This window comes from Pseudomonas violetae, from assembly GCF_023072615.1.
Classification (GTDB): domain Bacteria; phylum Pseudomonadota; class Gammaproteobacteria; order Pseudomonadales; family Pseudomonadaceae; genus Aquipseudomonas; species Aquipseudomonas violetae.
The window spans coordinates 1-24453 of record NZ_JAKNRW010000039.1 but is presented as its reverse complement, the minus strand read 5'-3'; the positions used below and the strand labels follow the sequence as shown (position 1 = coordinate 24453).

At 59.4% G+C, this 24453-nt stretch carries 23 protein-coding genes, 4 tRNA genes and 1 pseudogene; 21 read left to right on the top strand and 7 right to left on the bottom strand.

The window, feature by feature from the left end; genetic code table 11:
- The 7 genes from L9059_RS26480 (at position 1) to pyrF (ending at position 6826) form a co-directional block, all read left to right on the top strand.
- A complete protein-coding gene (locus L9059_RS26480; RefSeq protein WP_247293842.1) occupies positions 1-1668 on the top strand; it encodes an AMP-binding protein in 1668 nt (555 codons plus the stop codon).
- Positions 1669-1700: 32 nt separating this feature from the next.
- The gene (locus L9059_RS26475; protein ID WP_247293841.1) at positions 1701-2144 is read left to right on the top strand and encodes a hotdog fold thioesterase; all 444 of its coding nucleotides are present in this window, start codon (positions 1701-1703) and stop codon (positions 2142-2144) included.
- Between the two features lie 153 nt (positions 2145-2297).
- Positions 2298-3104 (top strand): alpha/beta fold hydrolase, encoded by an 807-nt coding sequence (locus L9059_RS26470; protein WP_247293840.1) that lies wholly within the window; start codon positions 2298-2300, stop codon positions 3102-3104.
- Positions 3101-3955, top strand: a complete 855-nt coding sequence (locus L9059_RS26465; protein ID WP_247293839.1) for an alpha/beta hydrolase — start codon at positions 3101-3103, stop codon at positions 3953-3955. The genes L9059_RS26470 and L9059_RS26465 overlap by 4 nt, the downstream gene beginning before the upstream one ends.
- Before the next feature lie 136 nt (positions 3956-4091).
- Positions 4092-4898, top strand: coding sequence for a DUF4892 domain-containing protein (locus tag L9059_RS26460; RefSeq protein ID WP_247293838.1), 807 nt, complete (start codon positions 4092-4094; stop codon positions 4896-4898).
- A 61-nt stretch (positions 4899-4959) separates the two neighbouring features.
- A complete protein-coding gene (locus L9059_RS26455) occupies positions 4960-6012 on the top strand; it encodes an AI-2E family transporter (protein WP_247293837.1) in 1053 nt (350 codons plus the stop codon).
- Between the two features lie 115 nt (positions 6013-6127).
- Positions 6128-6826 carry an orotidine-5'-phosphate decarboxylase gene (gene pyrF, locus L9059_RS26450; protein WP_247293836.1) on the top strand — a complete coding sequence of 233 codons (699 nt, stop codon included), beginning with the start codon at positions 6128-6130 and terminating at the stop codon, positions 6824-6826.
- Positions 6827-6947: 121 nt separating this feature from the next.
- Here the strand turns inward: pyrF and L9059_RS26445 are convergent, their stop codons facing one another.
- A complete protein-coding gene (locus L9059_RS26445) occupies positions 6948-7952 on the bottom strand; it encodes an NADP-dependent oxidoreductase (protein WP_247293835.1) in 1005 nt (334 codons plus the stop codon).
- Positions 7953-8184: 232 nt separating this feature from the next.
- Between L9059_RS26445 and L9059_RS26440 the strand changes: the two genes are divergently transcribed.
- The 4 genes and pseudogenes from L9059_RS26440 (at position 8185) to L9059_RS31120 (ending at position 12588) form a co-directional block, all read left to right on the top strand.
- Positions 8185-8946: an SDR family oxidoreductase gene (locus tag L9059_RS26440; protein ID WP_247293834.1), complete on the top strand. Its 762-nt coding sequence runs from the start codon at positions 8185-8187 to the stop codon at positions 8944-8946.
- A 182-nt stretch (positions 8947-9128) separates the two neighbouring features.
- Complete coding sequence (locus L9059_RS26435) at positions 9129-10514, top strand: aminotransferase-like domain-containing protein (RefSeq protein ID WP_247293833.1); 1386 nt, start codon at positions 9129-9131, stop codon at positions 10512-10514.
- A gap of 109 nt (positions 10515-10623) precedes the next feature.
- Positions 10624-11889, top strand: a pseudogene (locus L9059_RS31125) (HAMP domain-containing methyl-accepting chemotaxis protein); the annotation flags it as partial.
- A complete protein-coding gene (locus tag L9059_RS31120) occupies positions 11875-12588 on the top strand; it encodes a methyl-accepting chemotaxis protein (RefSeq protein ID WP_428480302.1) in 714 nt (237 codons plus the stop codon). The pseudogene L9059_RS31125 and the gene L9059_RS31120, both read left to right, overlap by 15 nt.
- 137 nt (positions 12589-12725) lie before the next feature.
- On the opposite strand, the gene L9059_RS26425 is transcribed toward L9059_RS31120, so the two are convergent.
- Complete coding sequence (locus L9059_RS26425; RefSeq protein WP_247293830.1) at positions 12726-13484, bottom strand: hypothetical protein; 759 nt, start codon at positions 13482-13484, stop codon at positions 12726-12728.
- Between the two features lie 396 nt (positions 13485-13880).
- On the opposite strand from L9059_RS26425, the gene L9059_RS26420 reads away from it, so the two are divergent.
- The 4 genes from L9059_RS26420 to L9059_RS26405 all read left to right on the top strand — a co-directional run bounded on the left by L9059_RS26420 (position 13881) and on the right by L9059_RS26405 (position 14293).
- Positions 13881-13956: transfer RNA gene (locus tag L9059_RS26420), tRNA-Glu, on the top strand.
- 2 nt (positions 13957-13958) lie between these two features.
- Positions 13959-14034: transfer RNA gene (locus tag L9059_RS26415), tRNA-Gly, on the top strand.
- Between the two features lie 104 nt (positions 14035-14138).
- Positions 14139-14214, top strand: a tRNA-Glu gene (locus L9059_RS26410).
- A 3-nt stretch (positions 14215-14217) separates the two neighbouring features.
- Positions 14218-14293 (top strand) — tRNA-Gly (locus L9059_RS26405).
- 114 nt (positions 14294-14407) lie between these two features.
- On the opposite strand, the gene L9059_RS26400 is transcribed toward L9059_RS26405, so the two are convergent.
- Both L9059_RS26400 and L9059_RS26395 read right to left on the bottom strand, forming a co-directional pair.
- Entirely contained in the window at positions 14408-15046 is a 639-nt protein-coding gene (locus tag L9059_RS26400) for a LysE family translocator (RefSeq protein WP_247293829.1), read from the bottom strand.
- Between the two features lie 54 nt (positions 15047-15100).
- Positions 15101-15727 (bottom strand): alanyl-tRNA editing protein, encoded by a 627-nt coding sequence (locus L9059_RS26395; protein ID WP_247293828.1) that lies wholly within the window; start codon positions 15725-15727, stop codon positions 15101-15103.
- Positions 15728-15815: 88 nt separating this feature from the next.
- Between L9059_RS26395 and L9059_RS26390 the strand changes: the two genes are divergently transcribed.
- On the top strand, positions 15816-16802 hold the full coding sequence (locus tag L9059_RS26390) for a LysR family transcriptional regulator (RefSeq protein ID WP_247293827.1): 987 nt from the start codon (positions 15816-15818) through the stop codon (positions 16800-16802).
- A gap of 72 nt (positions 16803-16874) precedes the next feature.
- Here L9059_RS26390 and L9059_RS26385 read toward each other — a convergent pair whose 3' ends face one another.
- Together L9059_RS26385 and L9059_RS26380 are read right to left on the bottom strand one after the other, a co-directional pair.
- Positions 16875-17282, bottom strand: coding sequence for a PA2817 family protein (locus L9059_RS26385; protein ID WP_247293826.1), 408 nt, complete (start codon positions 17280-17282; stop codon positions 16875-16877).
- Positions 17283-17356: 74 nt separating this feature from the next.
- Positions 17357-19804 carry an acyl-CoA dehydrogenase gene (locus L9059_RS26380; RefSeq protein ID WP_247293825.1) on the bottom strand — a complete coding sequence of 816 codons (2448 nt, stop codon included), beginning with the start codon at positions 19802-19804 and terminating at the stop codon, positions 17357-17359.
- Positions 19805-20048: 244 nt separating this feature from the next.
- Here L9059_RS26380 and L9059_RS26375 point away from each other — a divergent pair, with 244 nt between their 5' ends.
- The 4 genes from L9059_RS26375 (at position 20049) to L9059_RS26360 (ending at position 23217) form a co-directional block, all read left to right on the top strand.
- Positions 20049-20708 carry a transglutaminase-like domain-containing protein gene (locus L9059_RS26375; protein ID WP_247293824.1) on the top strand — a complete coding sequence of 220 codons (660 nt, stop codon included), beginning with the start codon at positions 20049-20051 and terminating at the stop codon, positions 20706-20708.
- A 43-nt stretch (positions 20709-20751) separates the two neighbouring features.
- Positions 20752-21375, top strand: coding sequence for a glutathione S-transferase family protein (locus L9059_RS26370; protein WP_247293823.1), 624 nt, complete (start codon positions 20752-20754; stop codon positions 21373-21375).
- A gap of 133 nt (positions 21376-21508) precedes the next feature.
- Positions 21509-22441 carry an ABC transporter ATP-binding protein gene (locus tag L9059_RS26365; protein WP_247293822.1) on the top strand — a complete coding sequence of 311 codons (933 nt, stop codon included), beginning with the start codon at positions 21509-21511 and terminating at the stop codon, positions 22439-22441.
- Positions 22438-23217, top strand: a complete 780-nt coding sequence (locus tag L9059_RS26360) for an ABC transporter permease (RefSeq protein ID WP_247293820.1) — start codon at positions 22438-22440, stop codon at positions 23215-23217. The genes L9059_RS26365 and L9059_RS26360 overlap by 4 nt, the downstream gene beginning before the upstream one ends.
- Before the next feature lie 70 nt (positions 23218-23287).
- Here L9059_RS26360 and L9059_RS26355 read toward each other — a convergent pair whose 3' ends face one another.
- A complete protein-coding gene (locus tag L9059_RS26355) occupies positions 23288-23803 on the bottom strand; it encodes a DUF2062 domain-containing protein (RefSeq protein WP_247293819.1) in 516 nt (171 codons plus the stop codon).
- 136 nt (positions 23804-23939) lie between these two features.
- On the opposite strand from L9059_RS26355, the gene L9059_RS26350 reads away from it, so the two are divergent.
- Positions 23940-24453, top strand: a 514-nt coding sequence (locus L9059_RS26350; protein ID WP_247293818.1) for a ComEC/Rec2 family competence protein, incomplete at its 3' end; no start/stop codon positions are given.

The window sequence follows — 24453 nt, the reverse complement described above, 5'->3', positions numbered from 1 at the left end:
ATGTCTGGCGCTTTTCGATTGCCTCTGGATGTCTTCTACGAGCGTGAAGCCCGCCATCCCCGCCAGCGCTATCTGGTTCAACCCACGGGCGGTGGCCTGGTCGAAACGCTGACCTGGGCCGACGTCGGCCATCAGGCGCGCTGCGCAGCCCATTGGCTACGAGCGCGGGAATTGCCCCAAGGCAGCCACATCGCCCTGATCTCGAAAAACTGCGCGCATTGGATCATTGTCGATCTGGCGATCTGGATGGCGGGCCATGTGTCTGTTCCGCTCTACCCTAATCTCATTGCCGAATCCGTCAGCCAGGTGCTTGAGCATTCCGAAGCGGCGCTGGCTTTCATTGGCAAACTCGATGACTGGCCAGGCATGTCCCGGGGCCTTCCCGCCGGCCTGCCGACCATCAGCCTGCCGCTGCATCCTCCTGGTACTTTCGATTTCAATTGGGCTGACCTGCAAGCCAGTTCGCCCATCCGAGACGATCCCAAGCCTGCCGCCGACCAACTGGCGACCATCATCTACACCTCCGGCACCACGGGCATGCCAAAAGGCGTGATGCACAGTTTCGCCAACCTGGGTTTCGCCACCACCCGCGGCACGCAGTTGTTCGGCCTCAACGAGTCGGATCGCCTGCTGTCATACCTGCCGCTGTGTCACGTAGCGGAGCGGATGTTCGTCGAACTGGCGTCGATATACACCGGGCAAACCGTGTTCTTTGCCGAGAGTCTCGACACCTTCCTGACCGACCTGCAGCGCGCCCGACCTACCGCCTTGTTCGGCGTGCCAAGGATCTGGACCAAATTCCAGATGGGCGTGTACAGCAAGCTTCCGGCAAAGCGCCTGGACTTGCTGCTCGGTTTGCCGATCATCGGCAAGCGCGTGGGGCACAAGGTGCTTGTCGGGCTTGGCCTGGATGCATTGCGCGTCGCGTTATCCGGCGCAGCTCCGGTGCCGCAGACGTTGCTGTTGTGGTATCGCAAGCTCGGGTTGGATGTGCTGGAGGTCTATGGCATGACTGAAAGCTGTGGTTACTCGCACATCTGCCTGCCTGGCCAGCAAAAAACCGGCTGGATCGGCAAACCCTGCCCCGATGTCGAGGTGCGTATCGAACCTTCGGGTGAAGTGCTGGTTCGCAGCGGTGCGACCATGCTCGGCTACTTCAAGGAACCCGAGAAAACCGCCGACACCCTCACCGCCGACGGCTTCCTGCGCACGGGTGACAAAGGTGAAGAAGACGCCGAGGGCAACCTGCGCCTGACTGGACGCTTGAAGGAAATCTTCAAGACCAGCAAAGGCAAATACGTGGCGCCGGCTCCCATCGAGAATCGCCTGGCGGTGCACTCGCGGATCGAGCAGGTGTGCGTGGTAGGCGATGGCTTGAGCGCGCCACTGGGCTTGTGCGTGCTGTCCGCAGTCGGCCAGCAGGACGCGGGGGGCAATGGGCGCGCGGGCCTGCACGCGAGCCTGGAAAAACTCCTGGAGGAGGTCAATGGCGCCCTGGATAAACATGAACGCTTGCGCCGCCTGGTGGTGGTCAAGGACAACTGGGCGGTGGAGAACGGCTTCCTCACGCCAACCCTGAAAATCAAGCGCAACGTGATCGAAGCGGCTTACGGTGAGCGGTTCGAGGAATGGAGTGAGCGTAACGAGACCGTGCTGTGGCAGGATTGAGTGACAAACAAAACCAACAAAGGATGTCAGCGATGAGCCTGTGGCGCACCCCCCCGAACATTGAGCAGTTGAACGTCATCCAGAAAAACACCATTGGTGAAGTGCTGGATATTCGCTTCGAAGCGTTCGACGACGAGTCCCTGACCGCGAGCATGGTCATCGATCATCGCACTCACCAGCCCTATGGCCTGCTGCACGGCGGGGCCTCGGTGGTGCTGGCCGAGACCGTGGGGTCGATGGCCAGCTACCTGTGCATCGACGCCAGCAAGTTTTACTGCGTGGGACTGGAGATCAACGCCAATCACCTGCGCGGTCTGCGCAGTGGCCGGGTGACGGCGGTGGCCAAGCCGATTCACATTGGCCGTACCACCCACGTTTGGGATATCCGCCTGCGCAGTGACGAGGGCAAGGCCAGTTGCGTATCACGCCTGACCATGGCCGTGGTACCTCTGGGGGAGAACCCTCCCGCGCGCTAATAGTGCTGACTTGCTGGCTGTAGCAGCCTGCGCCTGGCTGCTACAGCATGGGTGTATGGCCGGACTGTCATCATTCCTGTCAGTTACGGTCATTGCCGCAGAGCACGGTCTTGCAGACAATCAATGCCTGTTCTCGCTTATGGATTTGCCGGTATGTCGCAACAGATATTCTTCGCCCATGCCAACGGTTTCCCTTCCGGAACCTATGGCAAATTGTTTTCGGCTCTGGCGCCGGAGTTCCAGGTCACGCATCTGGAGCAGCACGCCCACGATCCGCGCTTTCCGGCGGACGACAATTGGTACAATCTGGTGGATGAGCTGATTCATCACCTGCAACAGCAACCGGAACCGGTGTGGGGTGTCGGCCATTCTTTTGGCGGGGTGCTGCACCTGCACGCTGCGTTGCGCTGCCCGGAGCTGTATCGCGGGGTGGTCATGCTCGATTCGCCGGTATTGACTCGGGCCGATCAATGGGTCATTCGCGCCGCCAAGCGCTTTGGCTTCATCGATCGCCTTACGCCGGCCGGCCGTACCCTGGGCCGCCGCGAAGAATTCTCCGATCTGGAAAGCGCGCGCCGCTACTTTTCCGGCAAAAGCCTGTTTCGCAGCTTCGATCCGGAGTGCCTGGATGCTTACTTGCATCACGGTTTGCACCGAGTGGGCGACACCTTGCGATTGCGCTTCGATCCCGCCACGGAAATCAGCATCTACCGGGGCGTACCCCACACCAGTCCGGGCCGGACGCGGCAGTTGAAAGTGCCGCTGGCGGTGGTTCGAGGGCACAAGAGCCGGGTGGTCATGCGCCATCACGCCAGTGCCGTGGGTCGCCTGCCGCTGGGTGAGTCCCTGACCATGCCGGGCGGCCATATGTTTCCGCTCGAACGCCCGCAGGATACCGCCACGCTGCTGAAGGACCTGTTCAGCCGTTGGGAAGGCCGTCGTCAGCAGGATTGCGCATGAGCCATGGCGTTGAAGAAATTCGCCTGAACCTGCCGCACATCGAGCTGGCGGCGCACCTGTTCGGGCCTGAGGACGGGCTGCCCGTCATCGCCCTGCATGGCTGGCTGGACAACGCCAACAGCTTTGCCCGGTTGGCGCCCAAGCTCCATGGTTTGCGTATCATCGCCCTGGACATGGCCGGTCATGGTCACTCCGGGCATCGGCCCGCAGGTGCCGGCTACGCGATGTGGGACTACGCCCACGACGTGCTGCAAGTCGCCGAGCAGTTGGGTTTGCAACGATTTGCGCTGCTGGGCCATTCGATGGGGGCGATCGCTTCATTGATTATCGCGGGTTCGCTGCCCGAGCGCGTCACACACCTGGCGCTGATCGATGGCATCATTCCTCCAACTGACAAGGCGGAAAATGCTGCGCAGCGGATGGGCATGGCATTGCAGGCGCAACTGGATCTGCGGGAGAAACGCAAGCCGGTGTATGCCACGCTCGACCAAGCCATCGAAGCGCGCATGAAAGGCCTGGTAGCGGTGAGTCGCGAAGCCGCCGAGTTGCTGGCTCAGCGTGGGCTGATGCCGGTGCCGGGCGGTTACACATGGCGCACCGACAACCGCCTGACGTTGCCATCACCCCTGCGCCTGACCACGGAGCAGGCGATGGCCTTTGTGCAGAGGGTCGGTTGTCCGGCCAAACTGGTGGTCGCTGCCGAAGGCATGCTCGCCCGACACGAGGAGTTGCTGGAGCGTCTACCCTTCAGTCGGGAACAACTGCCAGGTGGCCATCATTTGCACCTGAACGACGAGGCTGGCGCTGATCTTGTCGCAGACTGTTTCAATCGGTTCTTCACCATTCCTTGACTTGCGCCGAGCAACTGTCGAGGCTGGGCGGCTTGAAATGGGAGACAACCATGAAAGATCTTTACCCCGCTGCGACCCCGAATGACCAACAGGTCGTCAAGTGTGCCCAGGGCATGCCGATCCGATGAGTCTTTCGATGCGCTCACTCAGTTTTTTCGCGCTGTGCTGTTTCAGTGCACAGTCCTTTGCTGCCGATGTGTCAGGTAGCCAGGACCTGCCAATTCTGCCGCGGATGGGCGACGCGCAAATCGTCGACTACCGTCCGGCCGTGGAAATGGAGCGGATCTATCCTCTTGGGTCGATCCGTAAGATCAGCGGGAAATTGCGCTTCGAGGGACAGGTCACGGCTCGGGGGCAGGCCACTTCCGTGACCTACGAACTGCCGCCGGAACACTCTTCCACGGACGCTTTCACGGCGGCCCGTGAGGCTTTGCAGAAGCAGGGGGCCGAGTTGTTGTTCTGGTGCCAGGCGCGTGACTGTGGGGAGAGCAGCCTGTGGGCCAATGAGGTATTTGGCAACGCAAAATTATACGGGGCTGATGACCAGCAGGCTTATCTGCTATTGCGCTTGGCGGCGCCCCAGGACAATACCCTGGTTGCGCTCTACAGCATTACCCGGGGCAATCGTAAAGCCTACCTGCATGTCGAGCAGTTTGACGCCACAGCCCCACTGGGCGAATTGCTGCCGACTTCCGCAACGTTGCTGCGACAGCTTAAAAGCAATGGCGAACTCGACTTCCCGAAGTTGATCGCCGCTCCCGACGATACCTGGTTGCGTCTGCTGTCTCGTGGCTTGAACCTGGATACCAGCCTGCGCGTCAGTGTCTCCGGGCCGAATGCCGGGGCCTGGCATCAGGCACTGATGAAGAAGGGTGTGCGTGCGGCACGGATGGAAACCGGTAGCAACGAAGGCTCTGGCCTGCACATCGAGCTATTGCGATAAGCTTCATCAGGCGAGCGCCAGATGCGCGTTCGCCGACTCTTTACTGACTGACGAGACCTAAATGATCAACAATGATCGGCTGTTGGTGCAGATCCTGCTCCTGGTGCTGTTTTGCGCGAGCTTATGGGTGATGGCGCCGTTCTGGTCGGCGTTGTTCTGGGGGGCGGTGTTGGCGTTTGCCAGTTGGCCATTGATGCGATTGCTGACCCGCTGGCTCAATGGTCGTGAATCCCTGGCCGCCGGCTTGCTAACCTTGGGCTGGATGTTGCTGGTGGCGGTGCCACTGGTATGGCTGGGTTTCAACCTGGCCGATCACGTGCGCGATGCCACGGCTTTCATCAAGGATGTGCAGGTCGACGGCCTGCCCGAGGCGCCAACCTGGCTGGGTTCGATTCCGTTGGTTGGCGAGCGGCTGGTAGGGATATGGGACAGCATCGATCAGCAGGGCGCAGCGATGATGGTCGCGGTCAAGCCGTACCTCGGACAGGTTGGTAACTGGTTGCTGGCCCGCAGTGCACAGATTGGCGGTGGCATCCTCGATCTGACCTTGAGCATTGTCTTCGTGTTCTTTTTCTATCGCGACGGACCGCGCCTGGCAGCATTCGTCCATGGCTTGCTCGAACGATTGATCGGCGACCGCGCCGGCTATTACATCGAGTTGGTGGCCGGTACGGTCCAACGTGTAGTAAACGGTGTAATCGGCACGGCAGCGGCGCAGGCGGTGCTGGCGTTGGTCGGGTTCCTGATTGCCGGCGTTCCCGGGGCACTGGTACTCGGTATCGTTACCTTCCTGCTCAGCCTGATTCCCATGGGCCCGCCGCTGGTGTGGATTCCTGCGACGGCCTGGCTTGCGTGGAAAGGTGACTACGGGATGGCGGTATTCCTGGGGATCTGGGGCACATTCATCATCAGCGGCGTCGACAACGTGCTCAAGCCCTATCTGATCAGTCGGGGCGGTAACCTGCCCCTGGTGATTGTATTGCTGGGTGTATTTGGCGGCTTGATCGCGTTTGGCTTCATTGGCTTGTTCATAGGCCCGACTTTGTTGGCGGTGGCCTACAGTCTGCTGACTGACTGGAGCAAGACCCAAGGCCGTACGCAGGACCGGTATTGAGCGAATAGGCTAATATTGCCTGATCTGTCGGGACGATTTACCGATCATCGGGCCCCGCAGCGCCGCTGGTTCCGCTACAATGCGCGCCGATTTCGTCCTGCCTGAGAGCCCGCCCATGTCCGTCTGCCAGACTCCTATCATCGTCGCCCTGGATTTCCCCACCCGTGACGCCGCACTGAAGCTGGCCGATCAACTGGACCCGACTCTGTGCCGGGTCAAAGTGGGCAAGGAGCTGTTTACCAGTTGCGCGTCGGAAATTGTCGGCACCCTGCGAGACAAGGGTTTCGAAGTATTCCTCGACCTCAAGTTCCATGACATCCCCAACACCACCGCGATGGCGGTGAAAGCCGCTGCGGAAATGGGCGTGTGGATGGTCAACGTGCATTGCTCGGGGGGGCTGCGCATGATGGCGGCGTGTCGCGAAGTGCTTGACCAACGCACTGGCCCCAAGCCGCTGTTGATCGGCGTTACCGTACTGACCAGCATGGAACGTGAGGATCTGGCAGGTATCGGCCTGGACATCGAACCGCAGGAGCAGGTACTACGCCTGGCCGCATTGGCTGAAAAAGCAGGGATGGATGGTCTGGTGTGCTCGGCGCTGGAGGCTCAGGCCCTGAAATCGGCTCACCCGTCGTTGCAACTGGTCACGCCGGGTATTCGTCCAGCGGGCAGCGCCCAGGACGATCAACGCCGAATCCTGACCCCGCGACAGGCGCTGGAGGCCGGCTCCGATTACCTGGTGATCGGCCGTCCGATCAGCCAGGCGGCGGATCCGGCCAAGGCTTTGGCTGCCGTGGTTGCGGAGCTGGCGTAATACTGTGGGAGCGGGCTTGCTGGCGAAGGAGGTGCGTCATCCAGCAATATTATTGCCTGACACGCCTCCTTCGCGAGCAAGCCCGCTCCCAAAGGGTTTAGCGGGTCAATGCACGAACGCGTTAGACCTTCAGTACCAACTTGCCAAAGTTCTCCCCGCTGAACAACTTCATCAGCGTCTCCGGGAACGTCTCCAGCCCTTCGACGATATCTTCCTTGCTCTTGAGCTGTCCCTTGGCCATCCAGCCCGCCATCTCCTGTCCGGCGGCGGCGAACTGTGCCGCGTAGTCCATCACCACAAAGCCTTCCATGCGTGCGCGGTTGACCAATAGCGACAGGTAATTGGCTGGTCCCTTGACTGCCTCCTTGTTGTTGTACTGGCTAATAGCGCCGCAAATCACCACTCGCGCCTTCATATTCAAGCGGCTCAGCACTGCGTCGAGAATATCGCCGCCGACGTTATCGAAATACACGTCGACTCCTTTCGGGCATTCGCGCTTCAGGCCGGCGTACACGTCTTCGTTCTTGTAGTCGATCGCGCCGTCGAAACCTAGTTCCTCGACCAGGAACTTGCACTTGTCAGCGCCGCCAGCGATACCGATCACACGGCATCCCTTGAGCTTGGCTATCTGCCCGGCAATGCTGCCTACAGCGCCGGCGGCACCCGACAGCACCACGGTGTCGCCTTCTTTTGGCGCGCCGACGTCGAGCAAGGCGAAGTAGGCGGTCATGCCGGTCATGCCCAGCGCTGACAAGTAACGTGGCAGCGGGGCCAGTTTCGGATCGACCTTGTAGAAACCCCGCGGCTCGCCGAGGAAATAATCCTGCACGCCAAGTGCGCCGTTGACGTAGTCGCCGACTGCAAAGCCCGGATTATTCGAGGCGACGACTTTTCCTACGCCCAGTGCGCGCATGACTTCACCGATACCGACCGGAGGAATGTAGGACTTGCCCTCATTCATCCAGCCACGCATGGCGGGGTCCAGGGACAGGTATTCGTTTTTGACCAGGATCTGTCCTGCGTCCGGCTCACCGACCGGTACTTCCTGATAGGTGAAGGTCTCGCGGGTCGCCGGGCCCACCGGACGTTTGGCGAGCAGGAACTGGCGATTGGTCTGGGTAGTCATGACTGGCGCTCAAAAGGGATGAAGCCTTGTTGATAGCCCTTCGTGACCCAGGCCGCAAGTTAGGCTGATACGGCGAATGCACTTCGATCCAGAGCAGTGATAGTTGCCCCGGCTGTTTCATCACTGCCACTCATGGGCGGCCAACCGGCCTTTTGATAGTGCTGACGTGCTGCCGGCACCTGTGACTAGACTGGGTGCACGGACTTTCCCAGCTTTTTTCGAGGACATGGCAATGAGCATGACGTTTTCTGGTCAGGTGGCAGTAGTGACGGGCGCCGGTAATGGTATCGGCCGTGCAACTGCCCAGGCGTTCGCCGCTGAAGGCTTGAAAGTGGTGGTCGCCGACCTGGATACGGCAAGCGGCGAAGGTACAGTGGCGTTAATTCGTACATTGGGCGGCGAAGCTACCTTCGTGCGCTGCGACGTCACGCAGGAAGGTGAAGTGAAACATCTGATGGATGAGGTGGTGAATACCTACGGACGCCTGGACTATGCCTTTAACAACGCCGGCATCGAAATTGAGAAAGGCAAACTGGCGGACGGTACGCTAGATGAGTTCGACGCAATTATGGGGGTCAATGTCAAAGGCGTTTGGCTGTGTATGAAGTATCAGTTACCCCTGCTGCTGGCCCAGGGCGGTGGCGCCATCGTCAATACAGCTTCGGTGGCGGGCCTGGGGGCTGCGCCGAAGATGAGCATCTATGCGGCGTCCAAGCACGCGGTGATCGGCCTGACCAAATCGGCGGCGATCGAGTATGCGAAAAAGAAAATACGGGTCAATGCGGTGTGCCCGGCGGTGATCGACACTGCCATGTTCCGCCGGGCTTATGAGGCGGATCCGAAGAAGGGCGAGTTCGCCAATGCGATGCATCCGGTCGGTCGCATAGGTAAAGTGGAGGAGATCGCCAGTGCGGTGTTGTACTTGTGCAGTGACGGCGCCGCATTTACCACCGGGCACTCGCTGGCGGTGGACGGGGGCGTAACTGCCTTCTAACCCGCACACGCCTTGCCGGAGCTGTGTAGGCCTGTTTAGGCGCTGTCGAGTGCAACGAGGCTGCGATCTTTTTTGCTGTTTCGTACAGTGAGATCCAGCCTTTTTCCTACCTGCCGTTACCCATCCATTCAGGAGCATCATGCTGTACTGCCTTTCGCAAAACGAACAGGAGGCAGCAGCTCATGGAATTGAGAATAGATCGACAGGCTTTGGTCCCCGTCGTACAACAAGTCGTCGACTCGCTGGTCCGCTGGCTCAGGTGTGGCAACGTAGCGCCCGGTACCCGGCTACCTCCGGTACGGCAGATCGCGCGTATCAATCTGCTCAGTCAGGCCTGTGTGGTCGAAGCGTGCGAGCGGCTGGTGGTGAAAGGATTGCTGGTCGCGCGTCGCGGAACCGCTTTTTTCGTGGCTTCGCCCCAGGCCAATCAGCTCGAAGATTTTTCCTGGGACGAGGGGGCCGAGGGGAAGCAACTCGGCCAGCGGGATCCCTGGGGGCTGGGTTGCGGCGGGTTACCAGAGAGCTGGCGCGAAACCGATGATTTGGCCTTCGCGATTCGTCAGGTAAGCCGTACCGATATGGCGAGCCTTTTTAACTACAGCACGCCGCTCGGCTTGCCGGCCTTGCGCCAGCAGATCATCAAGCGGCTGATCCGGCTGGAAATCCAGGCGCAGGAACATGAGGTGATGACCACGTCTGGTGCCAGTCAGGCGCTTGACCTGATTGTGCGCACCTTGTTCATGCCGGGCGACAGCGTCGTAGTGGAAAGTCCGGGTTACTGTGTGCTATTCGATCTCCTGCGTCTGCACCGCATCACCATGATCGAGATACCACGAAACCCGAACGGGCCAGACATTGCAGCACTCGAGGCTGTCTTGCTCAAGCAGCGTCCCCGTGCACTGTTCATCAACAGCTTCCATCAGAATCCAACTGGCAGCAGTCTTGGGCGACTGGTGGCGAAAAGGCTATTTCAGCTGGCCAATGCCTACGGTGTGCTGGTTATCGAGGACGACGTCTACGCCGATTTGCACACTGGGCCCGGGGTGCGATTGGCCGCCCTGGATGCCAAGCGCAATGTTGTCTACGTCGGCAGCTACTCAAAAACCCTCAGCAGTTCGCTCAGGGTCGGCTTCGTCGTCGCGCCGGCGGAAGTCATTTCTCGACTGGTGAGCGTGAAGATGATCAGCAGCAAGGGCGCCTCGCCGTTCGCCGAGTCGGTACTCGCCTGCCTGTTGGCCAGCGGCGCCTATGGCAAATTGGTGCAGCGCCAGCGCCAGCGTCTCAACGGCGCCCGAAGGCTGGTATTGCAAATGCTTGACGACGCCGATTGGGAAGTGTTCGGCAAGCCCTCCGGTGGCCTGTTCGTCTGGGCGCGCTCGCGCAAGCAGGATCGCGCGCAGATTCGCGCCCATGCCCAGCGCTGCGGTATCCAGTTGTCTTCTTCGACTGCATTCAGCCCCTCCGATGAGACTACCGACTGGCTGCGCATCAATGTCGCTTATGCTTGTGATCAGCAGGCCCGCAGGTTTTTCCAGGCGACTTCGCCGGATCGACCTCAAGCGTTCTGAAAACGACGGAGGCGTAGCTTTTTGCCATTATTCCGACGCCAGAGTCTTGTGTTGCCTGGGGCCCGTTGCGAATCTGCGTGAATAGACTTATTCAGGGGGACCCAGTGCAATGAATTCGGTCGTGCAAGGACGTTTTGCCAACCTCGGTATGGCAAAAAAAATGGGTGTGGGGTTTGCCTTGGTACTGCTATTGACGGCACTGATCGCTGCCATCGGAGTGTGGTCGCTGCAGACCATTAGCCAGCGCTTTCATGATCTCAAGCAGATGTCGTCGCTCAATAGCGGGTTACTCAAGGTGCGCTTGCTCGAACAGGAATATGCCTTGCGTGGCGACGCCAAAACCGTGGAGGCCTTGCATGCCGGGGTCGACGATCTGATCGCCTTGGCTACCGGGCTTAAGCAGGCCTCTGCAGCAAATGTCCCTGTCATGAGTGACGTGGAGCAGTCCCTGGCGGCCTATCGAACCGCCTTCGACGAGTTCGTCTCGCTCAGCCAGACCAAGGAGCTGGCGTTGGAAATGGCCAATTGGTCAGTCTCAAGCGTTGCCAACAACCTTGATGTTCTGCAGGCCGGGCTCGCCGATGATGGGGCTTACACCCTGAAAGAGTCCCAAGGCAAGGATGGCGCGCAATTCATCGAACAGGCCGGTCAGGTCAGTCAGGTCTCGCGGTTGATGCTGCAGGCGATGAACGAGGCGCGAGTGCGCCTGGATTTGAGTCGCAAGGGTGATGATAGCGCCGGTCAGGGCAAGATTGAGCAGGCCGACCAGGCGCTGGCCCAGGCTGAACAGCTCAAGTCCGCGGTCATGGATGACGGTTACAAGACGGTTCTCAACGAAGTAGCTGGCCACATTGCCGGTTTCAGCGAAAAGCTTGCGGAGTACACCGGGCTCCTTGCTCAGGAAAAGACCGTCTATGGGCAGTTGCACCAGCGTGCCGCCCAGGTGGTGGATCGAGTGGATCAGGCTTATGTAGCCGAAGATCAGTCCATGCAGGCAGAGCTGAAAAAGAACGCCCTGTTGATCATCGGCTCCTCTGCGCTGGCACTTCTGGTCGGCTTGATTGCGGCGTGGGTGATCACCCGCTTGATCGTGGCGCCCCTGCGCAGTGTGATCCATGTCGCCCAGCGAATTGCATCGGGTGATCTGAGTGCAACGGTCGAGGTGACCCGGCGCGACGAAATCGGTCAACTGATGCATGCCATGCAGCAGATGGGGGCGGGGCTGAGCAACATCGTCAGTGGCTTGCAGGCCGGTATCGAACAGTTGGCCAGTTCGGCGCAGTCGTTGTCGGCAGGTACCGAGCAGACCAATCTTGAGGTCAGTAGCCAGAAGGAGGAAACCGAGCAGGTAGCCACCGCAATGAACCAGATGACCGCCACCGTACACGACGTCGCGCGTAATGCCGAGGAGGCCGCTCAAGCGGCCCAGACGGCTGATAGCAAGGTCGAAAGCGGGCAGCAAGTGGTGCGCCAGAGCATGGCGCGGATCGAGTTGCTGGCGGGTTCCGCGACCTCGGCCAGTTCAAGTATTGAAAGCCTGAGCGCCGAGATCCAGAACATCGGCACGGTGCTCGATGTCATTAAGAGTGTGGCAGAGCAGACCAACCTGCTGGCTCTGAATGCGGCGATTGAGGCCGCGCGCGCCGGTGAGCAGGGCAGGGGCTTCGCCGTGGTGGCGGATGAAGTTCGGGCCTTGGCCAAGCGTACCCAGCAATCGACCGAGGAAATTGAACGTCTGGTGAGCGCCTTGCGTTCTGCGGCGCACTCGTCGGTGCAAGAGATCCAGAACAGTGGGGAGCTGGTCAAGCTGGCTGTCAGCGATGCGCTGCAGACCGAAAGTGCCCTGGGCAGCATTGCGGCGGCAGTCTCATTGATTCAGCAGATGAACCAGCAAATTGCGGCAGCAGCCGAGGAGCAGAGCTCGGTGGCCGAGGAAATCAATAGAAGCGTGACGAGCATTCGTGCCAGTGCTGATCAGTCGTCGCTGGCGATGCAGGGCAATGCTGCGTCCAGCATCGAGCTGGCGCAACTGGGAATCGAGCTGAAGGGGATGGTGGGGCATTTCAAATTGTAAAACCGGACACACCGGTGGCATGTTCGTGGGATCTGTACGAGCTCGCTCGCGATGGTCGTGAACGATGACTCGGGGAATCAGACACCCCGTAGCGCTCAGACGTTTTTCGCGAGCAAACTCGCTCCTGCACGGGTCGATCAGTCGTAGATGACTTTTTTCTTCCAGTCAGCATCGGCTTCGACGTCCTTGAGGCCTTCGGTCAACTGGTTCACTTCATCATCGGCAGGCGCAGTCTTGTCCATCACCTGGGCGTTGGCGCGAGCCAGGAGTTTCTCCAAGTACTGAAGCTGTTCGGCGTATAGCTGTGGTTCCTGCTGTTTGCGCAGGTATTGCACGCCGCGCTCGAAAGCCAGTCGCGCCTGGCCAGGTTGATTTTGCTGCAGCGAGTGCTGGCCAAGATTGTTGAAGAACTCGATGTGCAGCAGCACCAGGATATGGCGAACCTCACGTATCCAGCGCTTGGCTTCATTGGTGGGCAGGAAACCGTCCTGTACTGCGCGGGTGATTTGACCGTGCAGGGCTTCCAGCAGGAAACGTACGTCCTTGGCTTTGGCTTCAGTCTGGATCGGCGCCGGCGGGTTATTGACCGGAATCGACTCCCCTTGCTCGATCAGTGCTGCCAGCTCGGCGATCCGGGCCTTGAGCTCGGCATTGGATTTTTCCAGGTTAAGCAGGCGTTGGCAGACGTTCAGTTCCAGGCGCGTCAACAGAAGCTTGAGCGCCGGTGTCATCAGCTGTCCAGGGAATGTCTCAGTGATCTCGCCACAACGACGCAGGCGGTCGTTGAGCTCAACCTTGGTGCGGGCCTTCTCCAGCTTGTTGTTTTCCACCACATTGTTCATGTAGCCAATGACGATCAATAGCGCGATCCCGGCTACGACAAGCAGGGTGATCATGAGTGGAGTCACCGGTAAGACCTCTTTTTATGGAAATTCGCGAGCGAGTGTAGTGGCTTGGCATTGGAGCGCATAGCGCTGCACGACGGGTTGAATCGGACAGTGTCCTGCCTGTATCGGCCGCCATGCGTCTTATATAAGTAATCCTTGGCCTGGGCGCACATGGCCATCATCTGTGGCTGGATCGACTATAGCGTCTTGGCAGGCGTCAGAATATAGGCGCCAGACACCGGGCGGCGGAAAAGCCCGAAACGCGCTTGAAACCAGGTCGAAGTCATTGATTTAAATAAATTTATATCTGGGGGTTGACGACCTCTCAATCCATCCATAGAATGCGCGCCACTTACAGCGGAAAGCACACAGCGAAACGCGGTAGGGAGTGAATGTTGTACGTGTGTCCCCTTCGTCTAGTGGCCTAGGACACCGCCCTTTCACGGCGGTAACAGGGGTTCGAGTCCCCTAGGGGACGCCAATGCGGGAATAGCTCAGTTGGTAGAGCACGACCTTGCCAAGGTCGGGGTCGCGAGTTCGAGTCTCGTTTCCCGCTCCAATTTTAAACAGTGTCGCTTTCGGGCGGCGCTGAGTGAAACCAGAGCCAAGTCTTCGGATGCGGATCTGGGCACCGAAACACACACCATGTGTTCCGGGCAGCGTGTCCCCTTCGTCTAGTGGCCTAGGACACCGCCCTTTCACGGCGGTAACAGGGGTTCGAGTCCCCTAGGGGACGCCATTTGCGGGAATAGCTCAGTTGGTAGAGCACGACCTTGCCAAGGTCGGGGTCGCGAGTTCGAGTCTCGTTTCCCGCTCCATATTTAACGAAAACGCCGCTCACTGAGCGGCGTTTTTGTTTGTGCAGGATTTTTACCCCAGACGTAAAAAAGCCCGCCAGTCAGACTGAGCGGACCTTTTGCATGCGTGGTTTTTCACATCGAAAGGATCAGACGTCCGGCGAACAGAATCAGGATCACGCCCATCGCCCGCTCGAACCAATGTCCCATACGCAAGAACAGCAGGCGTACCCTGTTGGAGGAGAAAAACACCGCGACGATGACAAACCACAGCGCGTTGACGAAACACATCCAGATTCCGTAAAGCGCTTGAATGTTCAGCGGGGTAGTAGCGCTGATGATCGTGGTAAAGATCGCCAGGAAAAACAGTGTGGCCTTGGGGTTGGTGGCGTTCGTCAGGAAGCCTGTGGTGAACGCCTTCACCAAGGACTGCTCAACCGCTGGTGTATCACGTTCCTGCTCACCTTCAAGCACGGTTTTGGCTTTGCTGCGCAGCAGGCTGATGCCCAGGTACAAAATGTAGGCGCCGCCTGCGACCTTAGCCACCGTCAACAGCCACGGCGTGGTGTGCATCAACGCTCCCACCCCTAACAGGGTGTACAGCACATGAACTGAAATCCCCGCGCCAATACCCAACGCTGTGCAGATACCAACAAGTCGGCCATAGCGCACGCTCTGGCGGATGGTGACGGCGAAGTCCGGTCCGGGGGCAACCACCGCCAGGAAGTGGATGGTTGCCAATGCGAGAAACTCGCCCAGGTAATTCCCTGACATTTTAACTCCATAAGTTAAGGGTGGAGCATGTCGAGAGTTCAGGCGGCCGCCGACTCAGTCCACGCTGTAGTGAACCGATAGTGAGCCTTTCTTCGTTGAGGTGGAGGCAATGGTGACCGTGCCCAACTCCTTCAGGCTGCATACGTGAGTGCCGCCACAACCATAGGCTGGTAGTTCGCCAAAACTGATTTCCCGTGCGCCTTCGCGCAGTGATGTCAGGCGTGGCAGGTCGTCGGCAATCCACTGCTTGAGGCCGATCTGGACCGTCTGTACGTCGACCTCTTGCGCGGACTCTGCAGGTTTGAATTGCACCCTGCCTTCGCCCGGCCAGTGATGCGCCTTGATCGGTATCCAGTCCATGGTCTGCACGAAGTGGCCGATCAAATGACCTGCAGAATGCATGCGGGTATTGAGCTGGCGACGTTGCTCGTCGACCCGAATCCTTGTCATGCCTGGCATTACCGGCCTGTCGACGAAATGGATGATTTGATCCTGATGCTGTACCACGCGAAGCACCTGGCCCTCGCCGATCCAGCCGGTGTCAAAAGGCTGTCCACCACCTTGGGGATGAAATAGCGTGGCCCGCAGCACCACGGCGAACTCGCTCTCGTGCGGTATGCAGTCCAGAACTTCCACGTTGGCATTGAGTTCATCACTGTGAAAAAAGAGGCGAAGCGTCATGTGCAGAATCCGAATAAATACTGTTTTTTATTATAGGTAGGGGGGGAAAGCGTGATAATCCGGTCAAACATCAAAGGACTGTTGCGCTGTGAGCATAAATCTTCCACTGCCGCTGCTGGGTGAAATGGCGATTTTCGTCAAGGTTGTCGAGACCGGCAGCTTCTCTGAAGCGGCTCGTCAACTCGGCTCCTCGCCGTCGGCGGTCAGTCGCAGCATTTCGCGCCTGGAAAAAGCGCTTGCCACTCGCCTATTGCAACGCACCACGCGCAAGTTGCGCCTGAGTGACGGCGGCGAAGAGGTGTTCAAGCGTTGCCAGGAGATGGTCAGCGCGGCCAAGTCGGTCATGGAAATCAGTGGCCTGTTCACCGATGAGACTGAAGGGTTGATACGCGTCAGCGTGCCCAAGGCGGTGGGGCGATTTGTGATTCATCCGCACATGCCGGAATTTTTGCGACGCTTTCCCAAGGTGGACGTTGAGTTGCTGCTCGAGGATCGGCAGGTGGATCTGATCGATGACAATGTCGACCTGGCCATTCGGATCACTGATCGGCCACCTGTCGGACTGGTGGGGCGGCAGCTACTGACGATCGATCATATGCTGTGTGCCACTCCACAGTACCTGGCCGAACACGGCATACCGGCGCATCCTCACGATTTGCTCAACCACAGTTGCATCTACCTGGGAGAAACCCCTGGCGATGCGCGCTGGAAATTCAAAAAGGGCACCAAGGCGGTCACGGTCGGTGTACGTGGGCGATATGCTGCCAACCACACCGGCGTTCGCCTGGGCGCGGTGTTGCAACACATCGGAATTGGCAGCCTGCCTTATTTCACCGCGCGTCACGCGTTGGAGCAAGGGCTTATCGTGCAGGTGTTGGCGGACTGGACTTTTCTGGCGTCCTACCACGGTGGTGCCTGGCTGCTGCATTCACCAACCCGGTACATGCCGCCGAAGTTGCGGGTGTTTATCGATTATCTGGTGGAGTGCCTGGAGAAAGAGCCGACCTTGGGCAAGCCCGGTCGGGGAGCTGAGTTGGCGGCATATGAGTCGCCCGAAAGTGAAGGGTTGCCCTGAGAGGCCCCATCGGCTGCCACAAAAAAAGCCCGCATGTTCACCATGCGGGCCTTTTGTATTGCTGATCGTGGATCAGTGCTTACTGTCGTCGTTGGACATCGACAGCAGTTGCTTCTCCTGATTCCAGTCGAACGGTTCGTCGTTCTGTTCGGCTTCGAAGCGACGTTCTTCCAGTGCCTGGTACAACTCGATTTCATCGTCAGGCATGTAGTGCAGGCAATCACCGGCGAAATACCACAGCAGATCGCGCGGGACCAGGTGGGCGATTTGCGGGTAGCGGGTGATGACCTGGCAGAGGATGTCCTGGCCCAGGTATTGGCTTTCGATCGGGTCTACCGGCAACAATGCTCGCAGTTCGTCGAAGCGCTCCAGGAACAAGGCATGGCTTTCTTCGGGAACCTGCTCGGCCTCGCCCACGGCTACCAGGATGCTGCGCAAGTGGTCCAGCAGGACGAGATGATCGGCAACGATGTTGGACACGAGATAAGTCCTCAAGAGCAAAACGGGCGCGGGAGTATAAAGCTCCTGCGCCCGTTTTTACAGGTCGAACGGAATCAGCGGACCTTTCCGTCTGCCAGCGCCAGCTCATCCTTGTCGAAGTCATCGACATCGATCACCTTGCGTCGCGCCGCCTCGGCTTCACGCAAAGTGATCGCTTCCGCTGGCTGCAATACGCCGGCTTCAAGTGCGGCATCAATCGCATGCTCTCCGGCGGCGGGCTTGACCTGGCCACTCTTGAGCGCCACATGCAGCTTCTTCTGCAGAGGCTGCGCGGCGTTCAACAGATTGCACGCGTGCTGCAGCGCGCCGACTGCGTCATCTGCCGCCTGCGGACGGTAGCAACCGCCGAGCAACTCTTCCAGGGCTGGATCACCTTTGGCGCGACCGATTACTGCGGCAACCTCGGCACCGAGTTTGTCCGACGGGCCTTTGTGACGGCGACCGAACGGAAACACAATCACCCGCAGCAGGCAGCCCAATACTTTGTTCGGGAAGTTGGTCAGCAATTCATCGAGGGCCTTTTCCGACTGACCGAGGCTTTCTTCCATTGCCCAGTTAAACAGCGGCGCCATGTGGTCGGGCGAATCGAGATCGTGATAACGTTTGAGTGCAGCGGAGGCCAGGTACATGTTGCTCAGTACATCACCCAGCCGTGCCGACAGGCGTTCGCGACGTTTCAGTTCGCCGCCCAGCAGCATCATGCTGAGGTCCGCGAGCATGGCGAACGCGGCCGCCTGGCGGTTGAGCGCACGGAAGTAACCTTGACTCAGGGAATTGCCCGGCGCCCGTTCGAAGTGACCAAAGCCGAGGTTCAGCACCAGTGTGCTGGCGGCGTTGCTCACGGCAAACCCAATGTGCTTGAGCAGCAGCGCATCGAATTCGACCAGGGCCTGATCCTTGTCCTCGCGGCCGGCCAAGGCCATTTCCTTGAGCACGAACGGATGGCAGCGAATGGCGCCTTGTCCGAAGATCATCAGGTTGCGCGAAAGGATGTTGGCGCCTTCCACGGTGATGAAGATCGGCGCGCCGTTCCAGCTGCGTCCCAGGTAATTGTTCGGGCCCATGATGATGGCCTTGCCGCCGTGCACGTCCATGGCGTGGCTGATGCATTCGCGGCCACGTTCGGTCAGGTGGTACTTGAGGATCGCCGACAGCACCGAAGGCTTCTCGCCCAGGTCAACGGCATTGGCGGTGAGCATTCGCGCGGCATCCATCATCCAGGCATTGCCGCCGATGCGCGCCATGGCTTCCTGGATACCTTCGAATGCCGAGAGCGGCACGTTGAACTGTTCGCGCACCTGGGCGTACTGGCCGGTCACGAGGCTGGTGAACTTGGCGGCGCCGGTGCCGACTGCCGGCAGGGAAATCGAACGGCCAACCGACAGGCAGTTCATCAGCATCATCCAGCCCTTGCCGAGCATCTCCTGGCCGCCGATCAGGTAGTCCAGGGGGATGAACACATCCTTGCCAGAGTTGGGACCGTTCATGAACGCGGCGCCCAGCGGCAGATGGCGCCGCCCGATCTCGACGCCCGGGGTGTCAGTTGGAATGAGCGCCAGGCTGATGCCCAGGTCTTCCTGGTCACCCAGCAGATGGTCCGGGTCATAAGCCTTGAACGCGAGGCCCAGGAGCGTGGCGACCGGACCCAGGGTGATGTAGCGCTTTTCCCAGTTCAGGCGCAGGCCCAGGGTTTCCTGGCCTTCCCATTCGCCTTTGCAGATGATCCCGGTGTCGGGCATCGCGCCGGCATCCGAACCGGCGAGTGGGCCTGTCAGGGCGAAGCACGGAATATCGTCACCGCGCGCCAGGCGTGGCAGGTAATGATTGCGTTGTTCGTCAGTGCCGTAATGCAGCAGCAGCTCAGCGGGCCCGAGGGAGTTGGGGACCATCACTGTGGAGGCAAGGTCGCCACTGCGAGTCGCCAGTTTCATCGCGACCTGGGAGTGGGCATAGGCGGAAAAGCCTTTGCCACCGAATTCCTTGGGAATGATCAGGGCGAAGAAACCGTTGTCCTTGATGTGGGCCCAGGCTTGCGGTGGCAAGTCCATGTCCTGGCCGATCTGCCAGTCGCTGACCATGGCGCATAGCTCTTCGGTCGGGCCATCGATAAAGGCCTGTTCCTCTTCGCTCAACTGCACTTTTGGATAGGCCAGCAATTTGTCCCAGTCCGGACGACCACTGAACAATTCACCGTCCCACCACACCGTGCCGGCGTCGATGGCGTCGCGTTCGGTTTGCGACATCGGCGGCAGGGTTTTCTGGAACCAGCTGAACAATGGCGCGCTGAAAAATTTGCGGCGCAGATCAGGCAGTAGCAACGGCGCCGCTACGGCGGCTATCAGCACCCACAGCAGCAGCAACAACCAGCCGGGCGCGTGGCTGAAGGCACCCATTGCCACCACAAACACGGCAACGATGCACAGGGCCGGTAGGGGGGCGGTGCGGCGGTGCGCCAGATAGGCAATGCCGACGATCAGAACCAGTATCCACAACAACAGCATAATTAATCCTCCGTGAACCAGGGCAAAACCAACCCTCACAGCTTAGACGGCATCCGTAGCAGGGTGAGCAGGGCAAGGTGTTGAATTGTGAGAAACCTTGTAAAAGTTGTGCAGGCACGGTTGGCAACGGGCTGCGCAAATCGTTCGCTGCCCGCGCGACAATGCGCCCATGTTTGGCCGAAATGCCGTTATCTCTGTGCTTATCCTGTCGCTAGACTCGGGCCTTACCCAGGAGATTGATCTCATGCACGAGTATTTGAGTCCCGGCCGCTTCATCGATAGTGACCATCCGTCCGTAGTGGAGTTCGCTGAAAAACATCGTGGTACCCGTCGCGACCCGATCGAGCAGGCGATCAATCTGTATTACGCCGTGCGCGAAGCCGTGCGCTACAACCCCTATACCTTCAGCCGCGATCCGCAGACCTTGCGCGGCAGCTACGCGCTGGCCGCTGGGGAAAGCTATTGCGTGCCCAAAGCCACATTGCTGGCTGGGGCCGCGCGACATTGTGGGATCCCGGCGCGTATCGGCCTGGCCGATGTGCGCAATCACCTGTCGACCCCGCGGCTGCTTGAACTGCTCAGGAGCGACGTGTTCGCCATGCACGGTTACACCGAACTGTTCCTGAACGGACGCTGGGTAAAGGCCACGCCGGCATTCAATCAAGGCTTGTGCGAGTTGTTTAACGTCGCGCCACTGGAGTTCGACGGGATCAACGACAGCGTATTCCACCCGTTCAACCGCGCTGGCGAGCCGTTGATGGAGTACCTGGTCGACCACGGCCAGTTCACCGATGTGCCTGAAGCGTTCTTTTTCGAGCACTTGGAAAAATGCTATCCGCATCTGTTCGGTGAACGGTTGCCGGTGCTGCTGGGGGACATTCAGAGCGATTTGAGCCGCGCCTGATCCGGCGTATGCTGCCTGCGCATTCATCCATAAAGAGGCGCTCATGCTGAAGATCTGGGGTCGGAAAAATTCGTCGAATGTCAGGAAACCGTTGTGGGCAGCCGAGGAGCTGGGCCTCGCTTATGAGGCTATAGATGCAGGCGGCTCCTTTGGCGTGGTGGATACCCCCGAGTACCGGGCGATGAACCCCAACGGTCGTGTGCCGGTGATGGAGGACGACGGCTTCGTGCTGTGGGAATCCAACGCCATCGTGCGTTATCTCCTGGCCCGTCATGCCAGCAACAGCCCCTGGTACCCTGCGGATCCGCAAGCCCGCGCCAGCGCCGACAAGTGGATGGACTGGGCCACTTCGAGTTTTGCCGGACCGTTCCGCACCGTGTTCTGGGGCGTGCTGCGCACCTCGGCCGATAAACAGGACTGGCCGGCCATCCACGCCGCGATCAAAGAGTGCGACGCGCTGCTGGCGATGGTTGACCAGGCGTTGGCCACCCATCCCTACCTGTCCGGTGATGAGATCGGCATGGGTGACATTCCCCTTGGCAGTTTTATTTATGCCTGGTTCGAGATGCCCATCGAGCGTGCCCACCAGCCCCATCTGAAGGCCTGGTATGCACGGCTCAAGCAGCGTCCGGCGTATCAGAAGGCCGTCATGACCGCGTTGACTTAATACTCACTATCGACACGCTTGACTGTACTTGTGGGGCGGGGACAAGCACCATTGCACTCATGCGCCGCGGTTGTGTTCGTCGCCGTCCGCCCTTATCTATTCCTTACTTTCCCTTCTTGGTGCGTAATCCGATATGAGTTCCGCTCTGTCCATCCGGCAGCTAACCAAAACCTACGGCAACGGTTTCCAGGCCCTGAGTGGTATCGATCTGGATGTCGCCGAAGGTGATTTTTTCGCCTTGCTCGGCCCTAACGGCGCCGGCAAGTCCACGACCATCGGCATTCTCTCGACCCTGGTGAACAAGACCAGCGGTACGGTGAACATCTTCGGTCACGACCTGGACAAAAACCCGGCGGCGCTCAAGCGCTCCATCGGCGTCGTGCCCCAGGAGTTCAACTTCAACCAGTTCGAAAAGACCTTCGACATCGTCGTGACCCAGGCTGGTTACTACGGCATCCCGCCGAAAATCGCCAAGGAACGCGCCGAGCAGTACCTGACCCAATTGGGCCTGTGGGACAAGCGCGACACGCCGTCGCGTTCCCTGTCCGGCGGGATGAAGCGCCGGCTGATGATCGCCCGCGCGCTGGTTCACGAACCGCGCCTGCTGATCCTCGACGAACCGACGGCGGGAGTGGATATCGAACTGCGCCGCTCGATGTGGACCTTCCTTACCGAGTTGAACCAGAAAGGCATCACCATCATCCTCACCACCCATTATTTGGAAGAGGCTGAGCAGCTGTGCCGCAACATTGGCATCATCGACCACGGCACCATCGTCGAGAACACCAGCATGAAGCAGTTGCTGGGGCAGTTGCATGTGGAGACTTTCCTGCTCGATCTCAAGAACACTTTGAGCGTTGCGCCGCAGTTGCTCGGTTACCCGACCAAACTGCTCGACGGTCATACCCTCGAAGTCCAGGTCGACAAGGCTATGGGTATTACCGCGCTGTTTACCCAGCTTGCTCAACAGCGCATCGAAGTATTGAGCCTGCGCAACAAAACCAATCGCCTTGAGGAGTTGTTCGTGTCCCTGGTGGAGAAAAATCTGTCGAAGGTGGCGGTATGAGTTCCGAGCTGCAACCCAACCTAGTTGCCCTGAACACCATCGTTTATCGCGAGGTCAAGCGCTTCACCCGAATCTGGCCGCAGACGTTGCTGCCGCCGGCCATCACCATGGTGCTGTACTTCGTGATCTTCGGTAACCTGATCGGTCGGCAGATCGGTGATATGGGTGGCTTCACCTATATGGAATACATCGTGCCGGGCCTGATCATGATGTCGGTGATCACCAATTCCTACGGCAACGTGGTGTCGAGTTTTTTCGGCAGCAAGTTCCAGCGTTCCATCGAGGAGCTAATGGTGTCGCCGGTATCGCCGCACACCATTCTGATCGGTTACACCCTCGGGGGCGTGCTGCGCGGGTTGATGGTGGGGGTGATCGTGACCCTGTTGTCGTTGTTCTTTACCCAATTGCAGGTGCATCACTTGGGCGTGACCATCCTGGTGGTGGTGCTGACGGCGACGATTTTCTCGCTGCTGGGCTTTATCAACGCCGTATTTGCGCGCAATTTTGATGACATCTCGATCATCCCGACCTTTGTACTGACGCCGCTGACTTACCTGGGGGGCGTGTTCTATTCGATTTCCCTGCTGCCGCCGTTCTGGCAGACCGTGTCCCTGGCGAACCCGGTGCTGCACATGGTCAACGCATTCCGATACGGAATCCTGGGGGTTTCCGACATCAAAATCAGCGTAGCGATCACGTTCATGTTGGTGGCGACCGTGGCGCTATATATCGGCTGCGCGCGTTTGCTGGTAAGTGGTCGCGGGATGCGGACTTAAGGACGACCGCGGCGTCATTCCAAACACCGTATAAACAAACGGCCTCCCATGTGGAGGCCGTTTTACCTTGCTACATCCGGTTTTTCTTGCGTCGCCGCCACTGCCGCGCAACCCACCAGCGCCAGTAAACCATCGTCAGGCAATAGCCCAAGGCCCCCAGCACCAGCCCAGTGAGCACCGAGCCCAGCAGAAAGGGCTGCCACATCGTGGACAGTTCGCCGCGGATCCATTCCCAGGTCAGTTCATGCGGCAGGTGCCGGGCAGGAATGTCCATCAACCAGGCCCCGGTCTGGTAGGTGCAGAAGAACACCACTGGCATGGTGATCGGATTGGTCAGCCAGACCAGGCTGACGGCGATAGGAATATTGCCGCGCACCATGATCGCCAGGGCGGCGGCCACCAGCATCTGCAGGGGAATGGGCAGGAACGCTGCGAACAACCCCACGGCCATCGCCCGGGCGACGGAGTGGCGGTTGAGGTGCCACAGGTTCGGGTCATGCAGCAGGGTGCCAAGGAAGCGTAAGGACTTATGTTCCCTGATGCTCGTCGGGTCTGGCATATAGCGTTTGAATAAGCGCCGGGGCATAAGGCTTCTCGGTCGGTTAAGGCGGCAAGTATGTCTCGATTCGATGAACCGGCTATTCAGACTTTGTGACAATTAATAACGACGGCCGTGCGATCAGCCGACTATGCCTAGGGGGTGGACTCTCAAGGACGGGCGTATGCGCACAGGGATGATAGCGCTGGCGCTGGGTTTGCTGACCCTGCGTTTTTTACCGGCATTACCGCCGGTCTGGTTGTTAATACTGATGCCGATAGCGGGCTTGATGTTGCTGCCGTTTCGCACCTATCCGCTGGCGTTTCTCCTGTTCGGCTTCAGTTGGGCCTGTGCCCAGGCGCAATGGGCGGTGAATGATCGCCTACCCATTCAGCTTGACGGTGAAACCCGTTGGGTAGAAGGGACGGTCACAGGGCTGCCGCAGAATGCCGAAGGTGTCGTGCGCTTCGAACTGTCGGACAGCCATTCCAGGCGTACGAAACTGCCGCAGCGGATACGCCTGGCCTGGTACGACGGCCCTGCGGTGAACAGCGGAGAGCGCTGGCGCCTGGCGGTCAAGCTGAAACGGCCGGTCGGGCTGCTCAATCCCCATGCGTTCGACTACGACGCCTGGCTGCTGGCGCAACGCATCGGCGCCACCGGCACGGTGAAGGCTGGCGAGAAACTCGCGGATGCCC